The following is an 18,565-nucleotide window of genomic DNA, read 5'->3' on the forward strand; positions in this document are numbered from 1 at the left end:
CGGTGACTGAACAACCGGAAATCACCAAGCCAAATAATGCGCCTTTGCTGCCGACAGGATCGGTCTTGCTGGGGCTTGCGTCTTTCTCTGCCATGGATGCCGTTATGAAGAGTCTCAGCCTGAGCTTGGGCCCGTATAACGCGATTCTGTGGCGCTATGCTGTGGGTTTTGTGATCATCGGCGTCCTCTATTTATGGCAACGGCCGAGTTGGCCAGATCGCCAGATCATGAAGATCCATGTTTTGCGTAGCGTCTTGATCGTTTTCATGGCCTATCTTTTCTTTTGGGGGCTGACTCGCGTACCGCTTGCGGAAGGTATAGCGCTAAGCTTTATAGCGCCGCTGATCGCGCTCTACCTCGCTGCAATTTTCCTTAAGGAATCGATCCACCCCAAGGCGATCTGGGCATCGCTCTTTGGCCTCGCGGGCGTTGCCGTCATAGCTTATGAAAAACTAACCGGTGACTATCCGACAGAAACGCTCTGGGGCTTTGCTGCCATATTATTCTCGGCGATATTATACGCCGGAAACTTGGTGATCCAGCGTTATCAGGCCTTGCGTGTTGGCCCGATAGAAGTCAGTTTCTTCCAAAACCTGATTGTCTTTCTGGCCTATCTGGCGGTTGCACCATGGTTTGCAATTGTGCCTGAAGCCTCGGCGTGGCCTATGATAACATTGGCCGCGACATTGGCAATCATCTCGATCCTGTTGATCATGTGGGGTTATGCGCGTGCCGAAGCACAGTTGCTGGTTAATCTGGAATATAGCGCCTTCATCTGGGCCGCTCTATTTGGTTGGGTGTATTTTGATGAACCGGTTACTGCCTCTACTGTGTTTGGAACGGTGTTGATCGTCGCCGGTTGCATCATGGCGACCCGCCGCGATCGGCCCGTCGCTCATGTAGAAACCACGGCTCTTTAGTATGGCGCTTCGGATCAAAAACCGGGATGCGCGTCGCTTGTGGCTGGATCGCCAGGGTCTGGCGCGGACGCCAACCGGGACGCTAGACTTGCTCCAGATCATAACAGATCTGGGATTTGTGCAGCTCGATACGATCCGTAATGTGACGCGTGCGCATCATCATATCTTGTGGAGCCGCAATCAAAATTATCGTGAGCCGATGCTGAACACATTGCTGGCCAAAGACCGGTCTGTATTTGAGCATTTCACCCATGATGCATCCGTGTTGCCGATGGAATTTTATCCGCTTTGGCAGCGTCAGTTTCGTCGCCTTGGCCAGCGCGTTGGTAAACACAAGGTGATGGATGACAAAGACATAGCGGCAATCAAGGCACGCATCGCAGCAGAAGGTCCGCTATCTACTCATGCGTTCGATACGAAAATTGAGGGCAAGAAGGAAATGTGGGCGCGGCCGCCGCATAAGCGAGTCTTGGATCAACTGTGGTATGCCGGGCAGTTGTCGACGTCCCATCGCGAGAAGTTTATTAAATATTATGACCTCACGGAACGGGTTGTACCTGCTGCTCATCGGGAAGTCGAACATAGTGATGAGTATCAGATGGATTGGCTATGCAAGGCCGCACTTGATCGGCTGGGCTTTGGAACGCTGGGCGAGATACAGAGGTTTTGGGCGGCCCTTGATGCTAGGGAAGTGAAAATTTGGGCTGACCAAACTGCCGGTCATTTGGTTCCGGTCGAGCTAGAAACAGTGAACGGCGATTGGATCAACATGGTCGCAGCGCCCGAGATCGAGACTCTATTAGAAGAAACTTGTGCGCCAACATCCCGGCTACGGATATTAAGTCCATTTGACCCTGCGGTTCGGGATCGGACACGGCTTGCACGGCTTTTTGGCTTTGACTATCGCATCGAGATATTTGTGCCTGCTGCCCAGCGGCGCTGGGGCTATTATGTCTACCCACTATTGGAACGCGACAGGTTTGTGGGTCGGATCGAGCTCAAGGCCGATCGCAAGGCTGGGGTTTTGAAGGTGATTCAGATATGGCTCGAACAAGGCGTGAGGTGGACCGGCGCCCGCGCCAACAAGCTTGATGCAGAACTGGCGCGTCTGGCCCGTTTGATCGGTGCCGAAACGATCGAGTGGCAATGCGACCCCGTCAAGGGCTAAGCAATGCTATTTTACAATGCCGCTAAAACGCAACTCGCCTGATGCACCTGCAGCGATGGCTTTATCGAAGGACCAGCGAATGTGAGTTACATCGCTCGGCTGCGCGGCTCGAGTAATGTTTACACTTTCCGATTCTGCGCCGTCTATGGTCGTCTCGGTAATCGTCAGTCCGATCAGTTCACCAAAATTTTTACCGCCATCCACAGAGAGCATGGCCCAGTTCTCATTGACGCCTGTAAAGGCGACCGCTGAATGCACCGGATTGTTGACGACAAATCCGGTGACGGCTGTGCTGCCGGTATTGTGATAGCTGTTGATGAAAACCAGTTTATCACCTGGAATGACTTTCACGTCGCCTGGCTGATATAATTTGGTTGCTGTCTGTCCGGTCGCGTCCTGTTCGTTGCGTTCAACCAGAACTTTACTTTCGATTTTCACATTGGCGCGAGGATCAGCGGCCTGGATAGATGCTTGGAGAGGAGAAGCGTGCGCAGATTGTGCCACGACCATGCCGGTCGACAACATGCCTACGACAATCGCGGCTTCGATCATTATGGTCCGTTTACTCGACATGATTTTACATTCCCACATTGTTTTGGCCCCGGATACGCAGGGGCATTCATATCATCAGGCAAAATATGGGCTAACTTGGTTAACAACTGGTTAAAAGTAACAGCGACGGTCGGTCGAAAAACTGTTCTGGAGGCTGCTCCAGCCTCCGATTCTCTGCAAATGGTCGGGATAATTAAAACATCCGCCCGAATCGCCGCCAATTTCATTGGCTTCCGCCATTCGGACGGTCTAAAGAATCGGTCATGGACCTGATCGCGTATCGTTGCCGCCTGTTGATGTTGCAGGTTGGCCTAGTCCTTGTGGCTGCACTGTTAGATGTACCTTCACCCCTCCTTGCGCAAACTCAAGACAGCCGAAGTGCTGCCGAACGATTGGACGACGCGATAGCTGAAGACAGTATCGCCGATCAGCAACCGCTGGATCCGGACGAACCGCTCACTGAATTTCCAGACTTTGGGGTTGAATGGCCAGAAGTTGACTCTCCCAATTCTGACAAAGGCAATCCATCGAGGCCAGATACAAAGACACTGGAAGATCTGGAAATGGATCGGCGTTTTGCTGAAGAAGAGATTGCCGAAATAGAGGATGATTCGATCCGACAGGAGGCCGAGGCCGAACTTGAAGACGGTCTCGCCGCCAATTTTCGTCCCACCGATGCCATGACCGAGCGCGACTATACTATAGCATTTACCGGCTTGCCTGATGGGCTTGATGACAGCTTTGACATTCGTTTCAAAATTCTTTCTGCCTTGAAGGAATATCAGAGCGAGGAAGCCAACTTCGCACAAATTAAACGGCGAGCAGAGACTGATCGGGAGCTCGTGGAACGGTTGTTGCGGATTGATGGATATTATGATGCAATTGTGGGTAATCGTTTTGCCGAGCAGGCGGATGGAGACATTACCGTAACGATCGCGGTGACCGCCGGACCACAATATAGACTGGATGAAATCAGTATTGCCGGCGTCGAGCAAGCGCAAGGCGACGACCCTAAAAATTTCCGCGAAGCTTTCGGTTTGCAGTCTGGTGATGTGGTCAATAGCGACGCAATTGTGGAGGCTACGACAAGCCTTGCTTCGAACATGACCGAGAATGGATATGCGTTCGCAGAGACCGGCGAGCCGGAACTGACTATCGATCATGCCGAACAAGAAGGTGATCTTGATATCATTGTCACTCCCGGCGGGAAATATGTGTTTGGTTCAATCATTATGCAAAGTACCGAGCTTTTTAGCCCGGAGCATGCTGAGTTAATTGCGCGGTTTGAAGAGGGTGATCTCTACAGGCAATCAGACGTCGAGGATCTTCGCAGAGCCTTGATCGCAACTGGTCTGGTATCGACTGTCACTCTGGAACCTGTCGCGTCTGATGACGAAGCAGGTGTTGTCAATCTCGCCGCCAATGTGACACCGGCACCGCTGCGCACAATATCCGGTGCGATTGGCTATGGCACAGGCGAGGGCCTCCGTTCAGAAGTCAGTTGGGAACATCGCAACCTGTTCCCGCCAGAAGGGTTGATCCGGCTGACCGGGGTGCTGGCAACTCAGGAGCAGTCGGGCAGCATTACCTATCGCCGCAATAACTTCCGCCGCCGCGATAATGTACTTAATGGTCAAGTCGCCCTGAGCAATATCGACAACTCGGCTTTTGAAGCACGGACATTTTCCGTTTCCGCCAATATCGAGCGGCAAAGCAATCTGATTTTTCAAAAGAAATGGAATTGGTCTGCAGGAATCGAACTGCTCGCTTCGCAAGAGCGTGATATTGACGGTGAGAATCAGACAACTTCGCGCGACACTTTTTTTATCGGCGCGCTGCCGGTGAATCTTGCCTATGATGGGAGTGATAATTTACTCGACCCAACTACCGGTTTTAGACTCAGCGCTCGCATATCGCCCGAAGCTTCGCTGCAATCCGGGAGCTTCTTCTATGCCCGCAGTCAATTTGATGCCAGCGGCTATTATCCGGTGTCCGAGAAGATCGTCCTTGCAGGACGGACCCGGTTTGGTTCCATTGTCGGCGCAGGAAGCAATCGCATCGCTCCTTCCCGCCGTCTCTATGCTGGTGGTGGTGGTTCAGTCCGCGGTTTCGGTTTTCAACGTATTGGTCCGCGCGATGTAAATAACGACCCGGCGGGAGGGCGTTCTCTTGTCGAGTTTTCGCTGGAGGCGCGCGTGCGGCTTGATGTGTTCGGCGGTAATCTCGGGGTCGTGCCATTTATCGACGCAGGCAATGTCTATACTGATTCCCTGCCCGATTTCAGTGGGTTGCGGTTCGGAACAGGCTTGGGACTGCGTTACTATAGCGACTTCGGTCCGATCCGCGTGGATGTCGGTACGCCGATTAACCCACAGCAAGGCGATTCCCGGATCGCGGTTTACGTTTCACTGGGCCAGGCGTTCTGATGGTTGACAATGCACCCGTGCCTGATGCCGAACCTGTGAAGTCTCGCCGCTTGATACCCCGGGCGATATGGGCCGTATTGGGAACAGTGTTGCTGGTGATTGCTATCGCTTTGGCCGGCGCTGCCTTTTGGCTGGACAGTGACAGTGGTCACGACTTTATCATTGGTCAGGTTGAGGCGCTGGAGCCGGAAGATGGATTGCGCGTTGCGATCGGCGGAATTGACGGATCGATCTACAGCGAGATGGAAATTGTCGATCTGCGGCTATCGGACCCGAAGGGTATATTTTTTGAAGCTGACCGGGTTGCCTTGGACTGGAATCCGCTCGCCTGGATTTTCAACGAGCTGAACATTTCCGAGGCGGTGGTTGCCAAAGCCCGTCTTCATCGCCTGCCCGAACTTATCGACACACAGACGGAGAGCCCGCTCTTACCGGATTTCGATATCTACCTTGGTGCTTTCCGGGCAGATAGCCTTGTTCTCGGCGCCCCCATTACCGGCGAAGAACAGCGCGCCGATGTGACCGGGGCCGTCGATATTCGATCTGGCCGGGCAATGGTTTCTCTGGACGCGGCGACCACGCGCAGCGGTGACAAGATCAATATCATGTTGAATGCGGAGCCAGAGCGGCAAAAGCTTGATCTGAACGCCGAGATCACGGCTCCCAAAGGCGGTTTAATAGCCGGTTTTCTGGGTTTTCAGCAAGATTATGCAATCACTCTTTCCGGTGATGGTGATTGGGCCAAATGGGATGGCGAGCTGTTGGCAAATAGCGCTGATCAACAGATTGCAGAACTGACCCTGGAGGCGCGCGAAGGGCTATTCGGCTATGACGGCAACATTTCATCTATCCTTTTTCCGAGCGGGCTTGCACGAAAATTGGCAGCACCACGCCTGGGCATAGCTGGCACTGCGTCGTTGGAGGATCGGCTGATCGCTCTTGATCTGACAGCGCGATCCAATGCGGCGGCAATGACGGCGAATGGTGGTATTGATCTGGCGCGCAATGCGCTTGATGCGTTGCGTGTGGAATTTTATCTGCGCAACCCTGGCGCGTTGATCACCAATATGAAGGCGCAGGATCTGCAACTTAATGCGCTGCTCAACGGAAAGTTTTCCGAACTGCGCTACCAATATCTGCTAACTGCACCGCAATTGGCCTTTGGCAAAACCCTGTTGAGCAATGTCAGAGCATCGGGTGAGGGCAAACGGGATGCCGGTGGATTTGATATTCCTATGGACCTTGCAGTGGCGTCTTTGATCGGAAATGGCGATCTGCTCAAACAGCTTTTATCTGGATTTGACGGCAAAGCTTTTTTGCGCCTGGAAGACGGGCGGCTATTTGCCGAGAGCGCTGCGATCACAACTGATGCGATTCGCGCGACCGCTGATATAGAGGCGCGACTGGCGACTGGCGAATATCGGATTGCCATTGATGGACAGGCACCCGGCTTTGGCATTAACGGCGTTGGTGTCGCTGATGTTATCGCAACGGTGGTACTAGGCCCAGGTGCTGGCGGGCTCGCTATCACGGGTGATGTCACAGCAAATTTGCGACGGTTCGACAATGAGTTCCTGCGGGAACTGGGCGGCGGATTGCCAGAAATCAAGACCGGGTTGTTGCTAGGCGATGACAAGAAGCTGCGCTTTCCCGGTTTGAACATAAGGGCCCCGAAGCTCAGTTTCAGCGGCAGCGGGGTCCAGCAAACCGCGACCATATTCGAGTTTACTGGAAGCGGCGAGCATGACCAATATGGCAGCTTTGATCTGGCACTCGAAGGGCCGCTCGCAAGGCCGCAAATTACCGCCTTGCTTGATAGTCCGTTGCCAGCGGCCGGCTTGTCGTCTGTGCAACTAGATCTGAATCCTGCGGAAAATGGATTCGTCTTTACCGCTTCAGGAGGATCAACCCTCGGGCCGTTTACTGGCAATGGCGCCATTGTCACGGTGCCGGGTGAAGAGACAAGAGTGCGTGTGGACAGGCTGTTGGTGTCCGAAACAATGGCAACAGGCATCATCCGTCCAACGAGCGAGGGGCTGGCCGGAAGGTTGGCGATCAGTGGCGGCGGAGTAAATGGCAATGTCTCGTTTAAACCTGACCCAGGTCGACAGCTTATCCAGGCGAAACTGACTGCAAATAATGCCCGCTTTGAGGGCGTACCACCGATTTTCATTCGTACTGGTGCCCTGGATGCCGATATTGTCCTAATCGAAGGCCAGTCTGATATCACCGCGACCGTGCAAGCACAGGGCATCAGTCGGGGCGATCTGATGATCGGCCGGGTAGCTGGCAATGCGACCCTAACCAACGGGACCGGAGAAGCAGTCTTCTCGATCGCAGGTACACGCGGAAGTACATTTAATTTTCAGGCCAAAGCCGAAATCACGCCAGATCGCTATGTGATGACCGGCAATGGTTTGTTCGAAGGGCGAACGTTGCGGTTCGCGCGCCCGCTTGAATTGCGACGGATCACTGACGGTTGGTCAGTTTTACCGACCACTTTGCGCTACGGCTCGGGCTCCGCTCGTTTCTCTGGCCAGTGGAGCAGCGGCACGTCTCGGCTCGATTTGACCCTGTCTAGAATGCCGTTGGTACTGGTGGATATTGCCGCCCATGATCTCGGACTGGGCGGAGAGGCCAATGGCACGATCAAGCTGACGCAGACCGGATCGCAAATGCCAACCGGCGAGGCGAAACTAAACGTTAAGGGACTCACCCGTTCCGGATTGATCCTGACCTCTACGCCGATAGATATGGGTTTGAATATCGCGGTATCAGAGCGAAATGCTGCAGCGCGCGGAATCATCCAGTCGCAGTCCAAGACAATTGGGCGGTTTCAGGGACGCGTAACCGGTTTCGGGGACGGGAACTGGCGTGATGAATTGCTGCGTAGTCCCCTGTTCGCACAGGCTCGGTTCAACGGCGCTGCCGATGCCTTGTGGCGACTGACCGGGGTTGAGACATTTGATCTCACAGGGCCATTGGTGATGAATGCTGATGTTGGTGGTACGCTCGCCAATCCGCAAATAACTGGCCAACTGCGGACCAGCAATGCCCGTTTGGAAAGCGCTCTGACCGGCACGGTTATTTCCGGGATTAAGGCAAAGGGTGACTTTGACGGTTCGCGTCTGGTGCTCCCCAACATCACTGGCGTGACAAGAGGTGGTGGTTCAGTCAGTGGGTCAGGTAATTTCAACTTTGCGGTTGCGCCGGGGGAAGGCATTGGAATCATGCTCGACCTCACGGCTGAAAATGCACGATTGATTGCCCGCGATGATTTTGCCGCAACCGTCAGCGGGCCAATCCAGATTCGCAGTTCGGCCGAAGGCGGTTTGATCTCTGGCGATGTCACATTGAATCGCAGTTTCTTTCAGTTTGGCAATGCCAGCGAGACCGTTGTCTTGCCGCAGGTTAAAGTGCGAGAGATTAATCGCCGAGCCGACGAGCGCCCGCCGGATGTGCGCAGTCGCCCGTGGCGTTTCGCGCTCAACGCCAATGCTCCCAATCGCTTGCAGGTCGAGGGTCTGGGCCTCGACAGCGAATGGCGCGCAAATTTGAAAGTTTCTGGCCCCGTCGATAATTTTGCGATGACGGGAAGCGCTGATCTTGTCCGCGGGAACTACACTTTTTCCGGCCGCCGGTTTCAGCTTGAGCGGGGAAGGATCCGTTTTGTCGGTAGCCAGCCACCCAATCCAATATTGGATATTGAGGCGGAAGCAGACCTGAGCGGCCTTAACGCCACGATCAATGTTACCGGACGTGGCAATAGTCCGGAGATCGCCTTTAATAGCGTACCAGCCTTGCCAGAGGACGAGCTATTGTCCCGGGTTCTGTTCGGAGCATCGATTTCTGATCTCTCGGCTCCGGAAGCTGTGCAGCTGGCCGCTGCGGTCGCATCGCTCAATAGCGGTGGCGGACTGGATCCGATCAACCAGTTGCGCAAAGCGGTGGGACTGGATCGGCTGCGCATTTTGCCAGCAGACGTTACAACCGGTCAAAGCACTTCTATTGCAGCGGGCAAATATATCACACGCAGAGCCTATGTAGAGCTGATTACCGATGGTCAGGGATATAGCGCAACGCGACTGGAGTTTCAGATCACCCGTTGGTTGTCGATATTGTCCAGCATCTCAACCATTGGTCGGCAGAATGTCAATGTACGAGTTTCGCGCGACTATTGACCCTTCTGTTTTGGACAATGAATGAAACAAAAACCCGGAGCAATTGCTTGCCCCGGGTTTCAAAATCATGACTGTTGGTTTTAGGCCGAATAATACATGTCGAACTCAACCGGGCTTGGTGTAGTTTCCAGACGGCTGACTTCTTCCCATTTCAATTCGGCATAAGCGTCGATCTGATCCTTGGTGAACACATCGCCTTTGAGCAGGAATTCGTGATCGGCTTCCAATGCCTCGAGAGCTTCACGTAGCGAACCACATACGGTGGGCACTTCGGCCAGTTCCGCAGGCGGTAGGTCATATAGGTTTTTATCCATTGCCTCACCGGGGTGGATTTTGTTCTCAATGCCGTCGAGACCTGCCATCAGCAGTGCCGCAGCAGACAGATATGGGTTGGCCAGTGCATCGGGGAAACGGAATTCTACACGCTTCGCCTTGTCACCCGCACCATAAGGAATACGGCAGGAAGCAGAACGATTGCGGCTCGAATAAGCGAGCAGCACTGGTGCTTCAAATCCAGGAACCAGGCGCTTATAACTGTTGGTTGTGGCGTTGGTAAACGCGTTACACGCCTTGGCATGTTTGATCACACCGCCAATATAGTGAAGGCAGGTTTCGGACAAACCGGCGTATTCATTGCCTGCAAATAGTGGCTTGCCACCTTTCCAGATCGACATATGGGTATGCATGCCTGAACCGTTATCATCCTTGATAGGTTTCGGCATGAAGGTCGCCGTTTTGCCATAAGCATGAGCGACTTGCTGCACCACATATTTATAAACTTGTGTGCGATCGGCGGTTTCAACCAGCGTGCCAAAGGTAATGCCAAGCTCATGCTGCGCAGCGGCTACCTCGTGGTGATGCTTGTCCATGGGCAAGCCCATTTCCATCATTGTGGCAACCATTTCACCGCGAATATCCATGGCGCTGTCCACTGGCGCGACGGGGAAGTAACCACCTTTGGCGCGTGGACGATGACCCATATTGCCAATGTCATAGTCACGTCCGGTATTGGTCGGCAGTTCGACATCATCAATTTTGAAGCCGCTACGGTCATAGCCATCTTCAAATTTCACGTCATCAAACATGAAAAACTCTGGCTCTGGGCCAACATAGACGGTGTCGCCAATGCCGGTTGACTTCAAATAAGCCTCGGCGCGCACGGCGGTCGAGCGCGGATCGCGGCCATAAAGCGAACCATCACCTGGTTCGACAATATTACAGACGAGAACCATCATCGGCGTGGCTGAAAACGGATCCATATAGACGGCGTCGAGATCGGGACGCAGGATCATGTCGGATTCGTTGATCACTTTCCAACCTTCGATGGATGACCCGTCGAACATGAAGCCTTCTTCCAGTATATCTTCGTCCACCACTTCAGCGCACATGGACAGATGCTGCCATTTCCCGCGCGGATCAGTGAAACGCACATCGACCCACTCGATCTCGTGCTCTTTGATCATCTTCATGATGTCTGCGGTAGTATTGCCCATTATTTCGTCCCTTGGTTTGTTTTGAAGTTTGGTTTTAGAATTTGAAAATTAAAGAATGTCTGCTGGCTGAAACACTGCCTTAGATCGCATCGCTATCACGTTCGCCGGTGCGAATACGAAGAGCGGATTCGACTGGAATGACAAAAATCTTGCCATCGCCAATACGGCCTGTTTGCGCTGCTGTAGAAATGGCCTCCACAACCCGTTCCGCAAGATTATCATCGACAACAACTTCGAGCTTCACCTTGGGCAGGAAGTCAACGACATATTCGGCACCCCGATAAAGTTCCGTGTGACCTTTCTGACGGCCGAAGCCTTTTGCTTCGGTGACAGTTATGCCGGATACTCCCACCTCATGAAGCGCCTCTTTGACTTCGTCGAGTTTGAAAGGCTTGATGATCGCTTCAATCTTTTTCATTTTTGTTCGTTCCTGTCCCGTTTACTCACGTGCTGGCGCGCTTATGCAGCACCAAAATCGGGCGCACTTGCCCGGTACAATTCAATTACCATGCCAGATTGGAATCGTGAAAAGAATCGCCGGTAAACTGCTAAAGCCAAACGGTGACAGTTTCAATGCCGCCCAAAAAACAGGCATTTTTCAACGCTGCCGCCTAAAAATTAGGCAGCGCTAAGCCGCTTCAGCTAACGTCCAATCGGGGCAGTTACATCTGCGACATTGGCCTTGGTCCAATTGGATCGGTCAATAACATAATGACGCAGTGCTTCGACCTGGCTTTCCTTTAACTGCGAGGAAAAGCTGACCATGCCATGCTGTTTGAGCGCACCGCCGGTGATAATCGAAGCCCATGCTTCTTCGCTTGCCAAGGTACCGGAGATACGCAGATCGGGCGTGAAGCCATTGCCGACAGCGCTGTCACCGTGACAGACGAGACAAAAACGGCCGTAAAGCGCTTTGCCATCGGCAATCTGTGCCGGCGTGCCGGTTGGTTCGGGCGGGTTCCAGACAACTTCACTTTTCTCTGGCAGTGCTGGCAAGCTGGTCCTGCCGCCCAATTTCATTACAACCAGCCGCGGAATATTCGGAACCGTCCGCGATGCGCCACCCGCCACGCCGGCAACCAATGGAAAGGCGCCGCCCTTGCTGGTTAGGAACGCGACATATTGCTCGTCATCTATCATGTAAGTGGAGGGCGCAGCGACAATTCCCGATTGCATATCCACGCTCAAAAGCTCTTCGCCGCTATCCGCCGCAAAAGCTTTGAACAGCCCAACACTGGTGCCCTGAAACACAAGGTTGCCCGCGGTCGTCATGGTGCCGCCGTTCCAAGCGGCAGGATGATCAACGGTCCAGGCAACTTTCCCTGCCTTGGGATCAAAAGCCACAAGCTTGCCTGTCGTCGCAGCGATGGCGGCTTTATATACATCCTTGTCATCGGGCAGCTGACCGATAGCCCAACCGATACCGACGTTAAAGCCGAGCCGCTCACGCTTCCGGTCAAGATCAGAAGTGGGCACTTCATAGCCCTGTGGAATTTGCTGGGCCGGAATATAGACCAGACCGCTTTTCGGATTATAGCTCATCGGATGCCAGTTATGTGCGCCCAGAGCGCCAGGGATCGAAACAAATGGCTTGCCCGTCTTGTAAAAACGCGCCTCCGGATTTTCGATTGGGCGTCCGGTTTTCAAGTCATAACCCTCAGCCCAATTGATATTCTCGACAAATGGCTCTGCACTCATCAAACGGCCATTGGTCCGGTCGATGACAAAGAAAAAACCATTTTTCGGCGCGTGGAACAGCACCTTGCGCTTTTCTGTCACGGCAGTGGTTTCGCCTTCTTCGGTTTCTTTCGGCCAGTCAATTTCGGCAATGATGATATGCTGCGTGGCTGTATAGTCCCACGTCTCGGCAGGTGTTTCCTGATAATGCCAGAGATATTTTCCCGTATCCGGATTGACCGCGACGATTGAGGAAAGGAAGAGATTATCCCCTTCCCCTCCCGAACGCAGCCCGTGATTCCAAGGATTGCCGTTGCCGACACCGAAATAAAGTTGGTCAAGGTCTTCGTCATAGACGATGCTATCCCAGACAGTGCCGCCGCCTCCGGATTCCTTCCACTCACCTTCACCCCAGGTCTTGTTTGCCGCCTTGGCAAAAATCTCATCACTGGCCGCGCCGTCGGCTTTGCCCTCAGGATTGGGCACCGTGTAGAAACGCCATTTCTGAGAGCCATCGGAAACGCTATAGGCTGTGACATAACCGCGCACACCAAATTCAGCGCCGCCATTGCCGATGATGACCATATTTTTGACCACGCGCGGAGCGCCGGTGATCGTATAGGGTTTTGAATTGTCGGTGGTCTGGGTCTCCCACAACCGTGCGCCTGTGTTGGCATCCAGAGCGATCAGGCGACCGTCAATCGTTCCGAAAAATAGTTTGCCGCGAGAAATTGCAATGCCGCGATTGACGACGTCACAACAGGCATCCACTGCTTTCTCGCCGGGAACTTCTGGGTCATAGGACCACAATTCCTCACCGGTTTTCGCGTCATAGGCAAAAACCTTTGACCAAGCTGTGGAGATATAAAGCTTGTCGCCGACAACCACCGGAGTTGCCTCTTGTCCGCGAGCATCTGGTAGATCCTTGAACCAGGCTATGCCAAGTTCGGCGACATTGCTTTCATTAATCTGATCGAGGGGGCTGTGACGCTGTTCTTTCGCACTAAAGCCGATATTGCTCCATTCAGAGCCATCGCTGGCAGCTGATGTGCCGCCGTCATCCGCAGTCTGGTTCTGGCAGGCGGCCAGCAGACATGTTGCCAAAAATAATCCAAAACGACGCATCGTTACTTCTCCCGACCCGGCTGAACCTTCATGGGTTGAACCTGTTTTAACTGACTAGCTAAATTTAGGCGTTACGGTCAAGGCTGATGCATGTTTACGCGTAAGGCGGGCAGTCCAGACCAGCAGGGCTTTTGGTGAAAATCTCACAGCCGGTTTCCGTGATTCCGATACTGTGCTCGAACTGGGCGGATAACGAGCGGTCCCGGGTGACGGCGGTCCAGCCATCTTCAAGCATCTTCACGGCATATTTGCCGATGTTGATCATCGGTTCGATGGTGAAAAACATACCTGGCCGTAATTCGGGGCCGGTACCGGGGCGTCCGGCGTGAACAACTTCAGGCGCATCATGGAACATCTGGCCAAGACCGTGGCCACAAAAATCGCGAACCACGCTATAGCGATTCCCTTCTGCATGAGCCTGGATAGCGTGAGCGACATCGCCCATTCGGTTGCCCGGCCTGGCTTGTTCAATACCCAGCATCAAGCACTCATATGTGGTCTGTACCAGTCTCGCAGCTTTGACCGGCGCCTTGCCGATCAGGAACATGCGGCTGGTGTCGCCGTGCCAACCATCGACGATAACGGTCACATCAATATTGACGATATCGCCTTCCTTGAGCTTCTTGTCTCCAGGAATTCCGTGACACACGACATGGTTGATCGAAGTGCAGCAACTATGGGTAAAGCCGCGATAGCCAAGCGTTGCGGGTACAGCGCCCTCCCGCAAGGCATGTGCACGAACCATATCGTCCAGTGCGCCTGTAGTCACGCCCGGCACCACGTGTGGTACCAAAGCGTCGAGTATTTCGGCAGCTAGCCGCCCAGCTTTGCGCATACCCTCAAAGCCTTCAGGGCCGTGCAGTTTGATCGCGCCGGTCCGGCTTTGCGGAGTGGCATCTTCTACGGTCAGATAATCAGTCATAGGCAATATATATGATCAATAACCGGGTTTGACGAGGGGGAATCAGCTCCTGTCCCTGTTTAGCGGAACAAAACTGCGCGGCAGACTGTTGGCATCATCGCCAAAATTGCTCTCGCGTCGTGCGGTTTCGTTCATATGGCGGTAGATATAATCGACTGCGATTTCGACTTCATATAACGCACCCATTACCAGCAGGCCGCCGCGCGGTCCGTCGGGCGCTCTCACATACAGACCCGTATAGGTCAGTTCGGCTCCGATTTCGGTATGATCAACATAGCCGGTATTGAACCTGTCTGTTTGATGATAGTCAAAAACACCCTTTTTTCGATACTGCCAACTGTCTTTTTTACCAGCGACCATATGTCCATATTCAACGGTTTGAGTGTCGCAATTTGCAATTAGCCGCCTGATTGATTTCTTTCGGCTAACCGCCAGCCATAATAATCCGGCGCCGACCAGGGTGAACAAACCAGCAATCGGAAAACGCAAGGGCTGGCTGGCTGGCTCCAGTTCCCAACTGGCGACAAAAAGGCCGAAAGCAACAAAAGACAGGGCAAAAGCAACACCGGCGATAAATGATACGGTGCTTGGCGGTGCATCGACTTCTTCGATGATCAGGCACGGGCCGTCTTGTGAGATAGCCAGGCTCGCAGCGGTGTCATGCAACGCCGTCTGAAAACCAAATTGCATGTCCATAATATTCTCCTGTTGGAGATGATAAAAATGCGCCCCATTTCAACTTAGTTGCAGGACCTTACCAAATTACAAATGGCCGTTGATGATTTCCGGAACTGCTCTATATCCCAAGGACATGAGCAAATCCCGCATTTACACCGCCGCCCTGATTGTCATTGGAGATGAAATCCTCTCTGGTCGCACGCAGGACAAGAATATCGCGCAAATCGCCAAATGGCTGAACGTGCAGGGTATCAGGCTTGGCGAAGTGCGCGTGATTGCCGATGACATGGACGCGATTGCCGAGGCAGTGAATATCTTGCGGGCGCGCAATGATTATCTCTTCACCACTGGCGGCATTGGTCCGACTCATGATGATATTACGGTGGATGCCATTTCCAAGGCGCTGGGTGTCGATGTGGTGATCCACCCGACCGCACGGGCGATATTGGAGAAATATTATGCGGACAAGGGCGGCATTAACGAAGGCCGTCTGCGCATGGCACGGGTGCCTGATGGCGCCGAGCTGATTGAAAATCGTATGTCCGGCGCGCCGGGAATAAAAATCGACAATCTGTACCTGATGGCAGGTGTTCCACATATTACTGCGGGGATGCTTGATGCATTGACGGGGACGCTGGAGGGCGGCGTGCCGCTCTTGTCCGAAACGCTGGGTGCGTGGGCGCCGGAAAGCGAGATTGCAGATGTTTTGAGAGTTGCGGAGAAAGCGCATGAAGGCTGCCAGATTGGCAGCTACCCGTTTTTCCGCAATGGCACAGTCGGCGCGAATTTCGTCGTGCGTTCAACTGATGCAGATGAACTGGCGACCTGTAAGGCGGCACTGAAATCCGGGTTGGAAGAGGCCGGTTATGAGGTTACCGAAGGCGGGATTTAGGACTATTCCCGTATCGCCCGTAACGCGGCTCCGGCTGCAAAAGGTGTAATCGCGACGATCAGCAGCGATACGGCACTCAGGAACAACAGCGCACTGCCGCTTTGATCCGCCAAGCTACCTGCTCCGAAAATCAGCAACGGAATCGCTAACGGTACCAATAGCAATCCACCCAAAGCCCCTGCGCCTTTCAGGCCGGCAGTCAAGGCCGCGATCATCACTGCTAGTCCGGCAAGCGCCGGTGTCGCGATCGCAAGGCTGGCAAGCAAGGTGACGAGCGGCGGCCCCTCCAAGCCCATCAGGCCGCTGGCGAGCAAAGCGGCAAACAGCAACGGCGGCCCAAAAGCCAACCAATGCGAGATCAGCCGGGCAAAGGCGATCAATTCGTCGGTAATGCCGCGCACCAACAATTGATCGTAGAGGCCATTGTCCAGGTCAGGCTGCACCAATCGGTCGAGCGGCAACAGGGTCGCAAGCAACGCCGCGATCCACAATATGCCGCCGCCGGTTTGGAGCAGCAAATCACGATCCGGGCCAACCGCAAAAGGAAACAGAGTCGCCGCCGAGAGATAGAAAATCACTGGTAGCCAGGTCCCGCCGCTGGCATAGCTTTGCCGGACATCACGCCAGATCATTGCTTTGAGCGCCCCAATCACAGCGGCGTCTCCATCTCTTCCAGCGCATCCAGTTCGAGCGATAAGTCAAAGGCAATCGGCAGTGCGATATGGCTTGCGGCCAATATCATGCCGCCGCCGTCAAGATGGGTTTGTAGAGTGCGGCCCAATAAATCCACCGATGCCGTATCTAGGCCATTGGCGGGCTCATCGAGCAACCATAGATTGGATCTGGTGAGAAAGGTACGGGCCAGCCGTGCACGCTGCCGCTGGCCGGTGGAGAAATAGCGGACGGGCACTTCGGCTAGATGGCTCATACCAGCTGCGTCCATGGCTTCCGCGGAATCATCCTGTGTCTGACCATCGAGTCTAGTCCAAAAACGGAGAGCATCTCGCAACGACAAATTTTCATCGAGAGCCATGCGGTCATCACATAATGCAACCGATGTCGGAACATGGATCGTGCCGGAAAACGGCTGGAGCAATCCAGCAATTAATCGCAACAGGCTGGACTTACCAACGCCATTAGGGCCAGTGACCAATCCCGCTTGCCCTGGTGTCAACGTGAAATTGAGATCGCGGAAGAGTAATTTTTCGCCGCGCACACACGCAAGGGCTTCGGCGCGCAGATTTTCGCTCCCTTCTTCCCGCATTTTGGTTGACGCCCCTCGGTTCATGGGGAAGACTTAAGCCATGAAATGGCGGTAAAGCCAAGCAAGGAGTATCGAAATATGGTTGCTCAACTGAATGATGCTGAGCGGCAAGCGGCTCTCGCGGCCCTGCCCGACTGGGAATATGACGGCAAACGCGATGCGATTAGCCGCAAGTTTAAATTTGCCGATTTCACTGAAGCTTATGCCTTCATGACCCGCGTGGCGATACATGCCGAAAAAGCGGATCACCATCCCGAATGGTTTAACGTCTACAACAATGTCGATATTACGCTGACCACCCATGATGCCGGTGAGAATGGCGGATTATCTCAGCGCGACATCGATTTGGCGAGGACAATTGAGGGCATTCTCTAGTTTTTAGGCTCTGCTCCGGCGAGAACATTGCCAAGATCGGCCAGTTCAACAGCTTGTTTGCGCAATCGGCCCGGCATCCAGCGCGCAGCGAAAGCCAGCTGTTTGGCCATTTTGTTGACGGGTGTATGCACCTTTTTGCCGTGTACGGCTTCCCATGCAGCTGGGCCGATTATCGACACAGGACTTACCAACACACCGCTTTCTTCAAGACGTTCTTTGCCAGTCTGATTGGTGCCCTCTACCACATCAGAGATGATATTAGTGTCAACAAAGCCGGGCATTAACGAGCGAGACTTGATACCATATTTGTTGAATTCCAGATCGTGTGATTCTGCAAGACCGCGCACCGCAAACTTCGTCGCGCTATAAACACTAAGATCAGCCACGCCGTATATACCGGCCGCTGACGCAGTGTAGAGTACACAGCTGTCAGGCGTATTTTTCAGCATTTCGAAACAGGCCCGCGTTCCACTGATGCATCCGGTAAAATTAATGGCGATCATCAAGTCGATATCTTCGTCGGTCATCTCCTCAATCGGACCGCCTTCACCAATGCCTGCATTGTTGAACAGGACGTTCATTGTGCCGCCGGTAATTGTAGCAAAATCGGCAACCGCAGATTTCCAGTTGGCGCGGCTAGTGACATCAAGCCTGTGGACGGAGCTTTGGCCTTCCGGAAGCATTGATGCGGTCTCAGCCATCCCGGCATCGTTGATATCGGCAATACCGATAAACCAACCCTTGCCGGCAAAATAACGGGCGACTTCGCGGCCCAGTCCCGACGCTCCGCCGGTGATGAATATGGACTTCTGTCCGGTTTGATATGCCATTTTCTTGTGCTCGCCCTCTCATCATTGTCTTATTGACATTGATGTTCATTCGAGCGGTTTTT

The 18,565-nt window shown here is 53.7% G+C and carries 15 protein-coding genes; 6 read left to right on the forward strand and 9 right to left on the reverse strand.

The window, feature by feature from the left end; all coding sequences use genetic code 11:
* Positions 1–2 precede the first annotated feature (2 nt).
* A complete protein-coding gene (locus DG177_RS12390; protein WP_337658795.1) occupies positions 3–920 on the forward strand; it encodes a DMT family transporter in 918 nt (305 codons plus the stop codon).
* Between the two features lies 1 nt (position 921).
* A complete protein-coding gene (locus DG177_RS12395) occupies positions 922–2,088 on the forward strand; it encodes a DNA glycosylase AlkZ-like family protein (RefSeq protein WP_108811765.1) in 1,167 nt (388 codons plus the stop codon).
* A 6-nt stretch (positions 2,089–2,094) separates the two neighbouring features.
* Here the strand turns inward: DG177_RS12395 and DG177_RS12400 are convergent, their stop codons facing one another.
* Positions 2,095–2,661 (reverse strand): hypothetical protein, encoded by a 567-nt coding sequence (locus DG177_RS12400; RefSeq protein ID WP_337658796.1) that lies wholly within the window; start codon positions 2,659–2,661, stop codon positions 2,095–2,097.
* 242 nt (positions 2,662–2,903) lie between these two features.
* On the opposite strand from DG177_RS12400, the gene DG177_RS12405 reads away from it, so the two are divergent.
* The gene (locus tag DG177_RS12405; RefSeq protein WP_108811767.1) at positions 2,904–5,066 is read left to right on the forward strand and encodes a BamA/TamA family outer membrane protein; all 2,163 of its coding nucleotides are present in this window, start codon (positions 2,904–2,906) and stop codon (positions 5,064–5,066) included.
* Positions 5,066–9,247, forward strand: coding sequence for a translocation/assembly module TamB domain-containing protein (locus DG177_RS12410; protein ID WP_108811768.1), 4,182 nt, complete (start codon positions 5,066–5,068; stop codon positions 9,245–9,247). The genes DG177_RS12405 and DG177_RS12410 overlap by 1 nt, the downstream gene beginning before the upstream one ends.
* An 80-nt stretch (positions 9,248–9,327) precedes the next feature.
* Here DG177_RS12410 and glnA read toward each other — a convergent pair whose 3' ends face one another.
* From glnA to DG177_RS12435, 5 genes are all read right to left on the reverse strand, one after another.
* On the reverse strand, positions 9,328–10,740 hold the full coding sequence (glnA, locus tag DG177_RS12415) for a type I glutamate--ammonia ligase (protein WP_108811769.1): 1,413 nt from the start codon (positions 10,738–10,740) through the stop codon (positions 9,328–9,330).
* 79 nt (positions 10,741–10,819) lie between these two features.
* The gene (locus DG177_RS12420; protein ID WP_108811770.1) at positions 10,820–11,158 is read right to left on the reverse strand and encodes a P-II family nitrogen regulator; all 339 of its coding nucleotides are present in this window, start codon (positions 11,156–11,158) and stop codon (positions 10,820–10,822) included.
* 224 nt (positions 11,159–11,382) lie between these two features.
* Complete coding sequence (locus DG177_RS12425) at positions 11,383–13,542, reverse strand: PQQ-dependent dehydrogenase, methanol/ethanol family (RefSeq protein ID WP_108811771.1); 2,160 nt, start codon at positions 13,540–13,542, stop codon at positions 11,383–11,385.
* A gap of 94 nt (positions 13,543–13,636) precedes the next feature.
* Positions 13,637–14,464 carry a type I methionyl aminopeptidase gene (gene map / locus DG177_RS12430; RefSeq protein ID WP_108811772.1) on the reverse strand — a complete coding sequence of 276 codons (828 nt, stop codon included), beginning with the start codon at positions 14,462–14,464 and terminating at the stop codon, positions 13,637–13,639.
* 42 nt (positions 14,465–14,506) lie between these two features.
* Entirely contained in the window at positions 14,507–15,160 is a 654-nt protein-coding gene (locus tag DG177_RS12435; protein WP_108811773.1) for a hypothetical protein, read from the reverse strand.
* A gap of 115 nt (positions 15,161–15,275) precedes the next feature.
* Between DG177_RS12435 and DG177_RS12440 the strand changes: the two genes are divergently transcribed.
* Positions 15,276–16,034, forward strand: a complete 759-nt coding sequence (locus DG177_RS12440) for a molybdopterin-binding protein (protein WP_108812956.1) — start codon at positions 15,276–15,278, stop codon at positions 16,032–16,034.
* Between the two features lie 2 nt (positions 16,035–16,036).
* Here DG177_RS12440 and DG177_RS12445 read toward each other — a convergent pair whose 3' ends face one another.
* Together DG177_RS12445 and ccmA are read right to left on the reverse strand one after the other, a co-directional pair.
* Positions 16,037–16,684, reverse strand: a complete 648-nt coding sequence (locus DG177_RS12445; protein WP_443216440.1) for a heme exporter protein CcmB — start codon at positions 16,682–16,684, stop codon at positions 16,037–16,039.
* The gene (gene ccmA, locus DG177_RS12450; protein ID WP_108811774.1) at positions 16,684–17,298 is read right to left on the reverse strand and encodes a heme ABC exporter ATP-binding protein CcmA; all 615 of its coding nucleotides are present in this window, start codon (positions 17,296–17,298) and stop codon (positions 16,684–16,686) included. Before ccmA ends, DG177_RS12445 begins: the two co-directional genes overlap by 1 nt.
* Before the next feature lie 78 nt (positions 17,299–17,376).
* Here ccmA and DG177_RS12455 point away from each other — a divergent pair, with 78 nt between their 5' ends.
* Positions 17,377–17,673 (forward strand): 4a-hydroxytetrahydrobiopterin dehydratase, encoded by a 297-nt coding sequence (locus DG177_RS12455; RefSeq protein ID WP_108811775.1) that lies wholly within the window; start codon positions 17,377–17,379, stop codon positions 17,671–17,673.
* On the opposite strand, the gene DG177_RS12460 is transcribed toward DG177_RS12455, so the two are convergent.
* Positions 17,670–18,503 (reverse strand): SDR family oxidoreductase, encoded by an 834-nt coding sequence (locus DG177_RS12460; protein WP_108811776.1) that lies wholly within the window; start codon positions 18,501–18,503, stop codon positions 17,670–17,672. The two genes, DG177_RS12455 and DG177_RS12460, sit on opposite strands and share 4 nt — an antisense overlap.
* Between the last annotated feature and the right edge of the window lie 62 nt (positions 18,504–18,565).

It is taken from the genome of Sphingorhabdus sp. Alg231-15 (assembly GCF_900149705.1).
Taxonomy (GTDB): Bacteria; Pseudomonadota; Alphaproteobacteria; order Sphingomonadales; family Sphingomonadaceae; genus Parasphingorhabdus.

Bases quoted from the DNA above. Each gene is read 5' to 3' on its own strand.
- DG177_RS12440 (WP_108812956.1), top strand. From the start codon at position 15,276: ATGAGCAAATCCCGCATTTACACCGCCGCCCTGATTGTCATTGGAGAT.
- DG177_RS12420 (WP_108811770.1), bottom strand. From the start codon at position 11,158: ATGAAAAAGATTGAAGCGATCATCAAGCCTTTCAAACTCGACGAAGTC.
- DG177_RS12425 (WP_108811771.1), bottom strand. From the start codon at position 13,542: ATGCGTCGTTTTGGATTATTTTTGGCAACATGTCTGCTGGCCGCCTGC.
- DG177_RS12435 (WP_108811773.1), bottom strand. From the start codon at position 15,160: ATGGACATGCAATTTGGTTTTCAGACGGCGTTGCATGACACCGCTGCG.
- glnA (WP_108811769.1), bottom strand. From the start codon at position 10,740: ATGGGCAATACTACCGCAGACATCATGAAGATGATCAAAGAGCACGAG.
- DG177_RS12405 (WP_108811767.1), top strand. From the start codon at position 2,904: ATGGACCTGATCGCGTATCGTTGCCGCCTGTTGATGTTGCAGGTTGGC.
- DG177_RS12455 (WP_108811775.1), top strand. From the start codon at position 17,377: ATGGTTGCTCAACTGAATGATGCTGAGCGGCAAGCGGCTCTCGCGGCC.
- map (WP_108811772.1), bottom strand. From the start codon at position 14,464: ATGACTGATTATCTGACCGTAGAAGATGCCACTCCGCAAAGCCGGACC.
- DG177_RS12460 (WP_108811776.1), bottom strand. From the start codon at position 18,503: ATGGCATATCAAACCGGACAGAAGTCCATATTCATCACCGGCGGAGCG.
- ccmA (WP_108811774.1), bottom strand. From the start codon at position 17,298: ATGCGGGAAGAAGGGAGCGAAAATCTGCGCGCCGAAGCCCTTGCGTGT.
- DG177_RS12400 (WP_337658796.1), bottom strand. From the start codon at position 2,661: ATGTCGAGTAAACGGACCATAATGATCGAAGCCGCGATTGTCGTAGGC.
- DG177_RS12410 (WP_108811768.1), top strand. From the start codon at position 5,066: ATGGTTGACAATGCACCCGTGCCTGATGCCGAACCTGTGAAGTCTCGC.
- DG177_RS12395 (WP_108811765.1), top strand. From the start codon at position 922: ATGGCGCTTCGGATCAAAAACCGGGATGCGCGTCGCTTGTGGCTGGAT.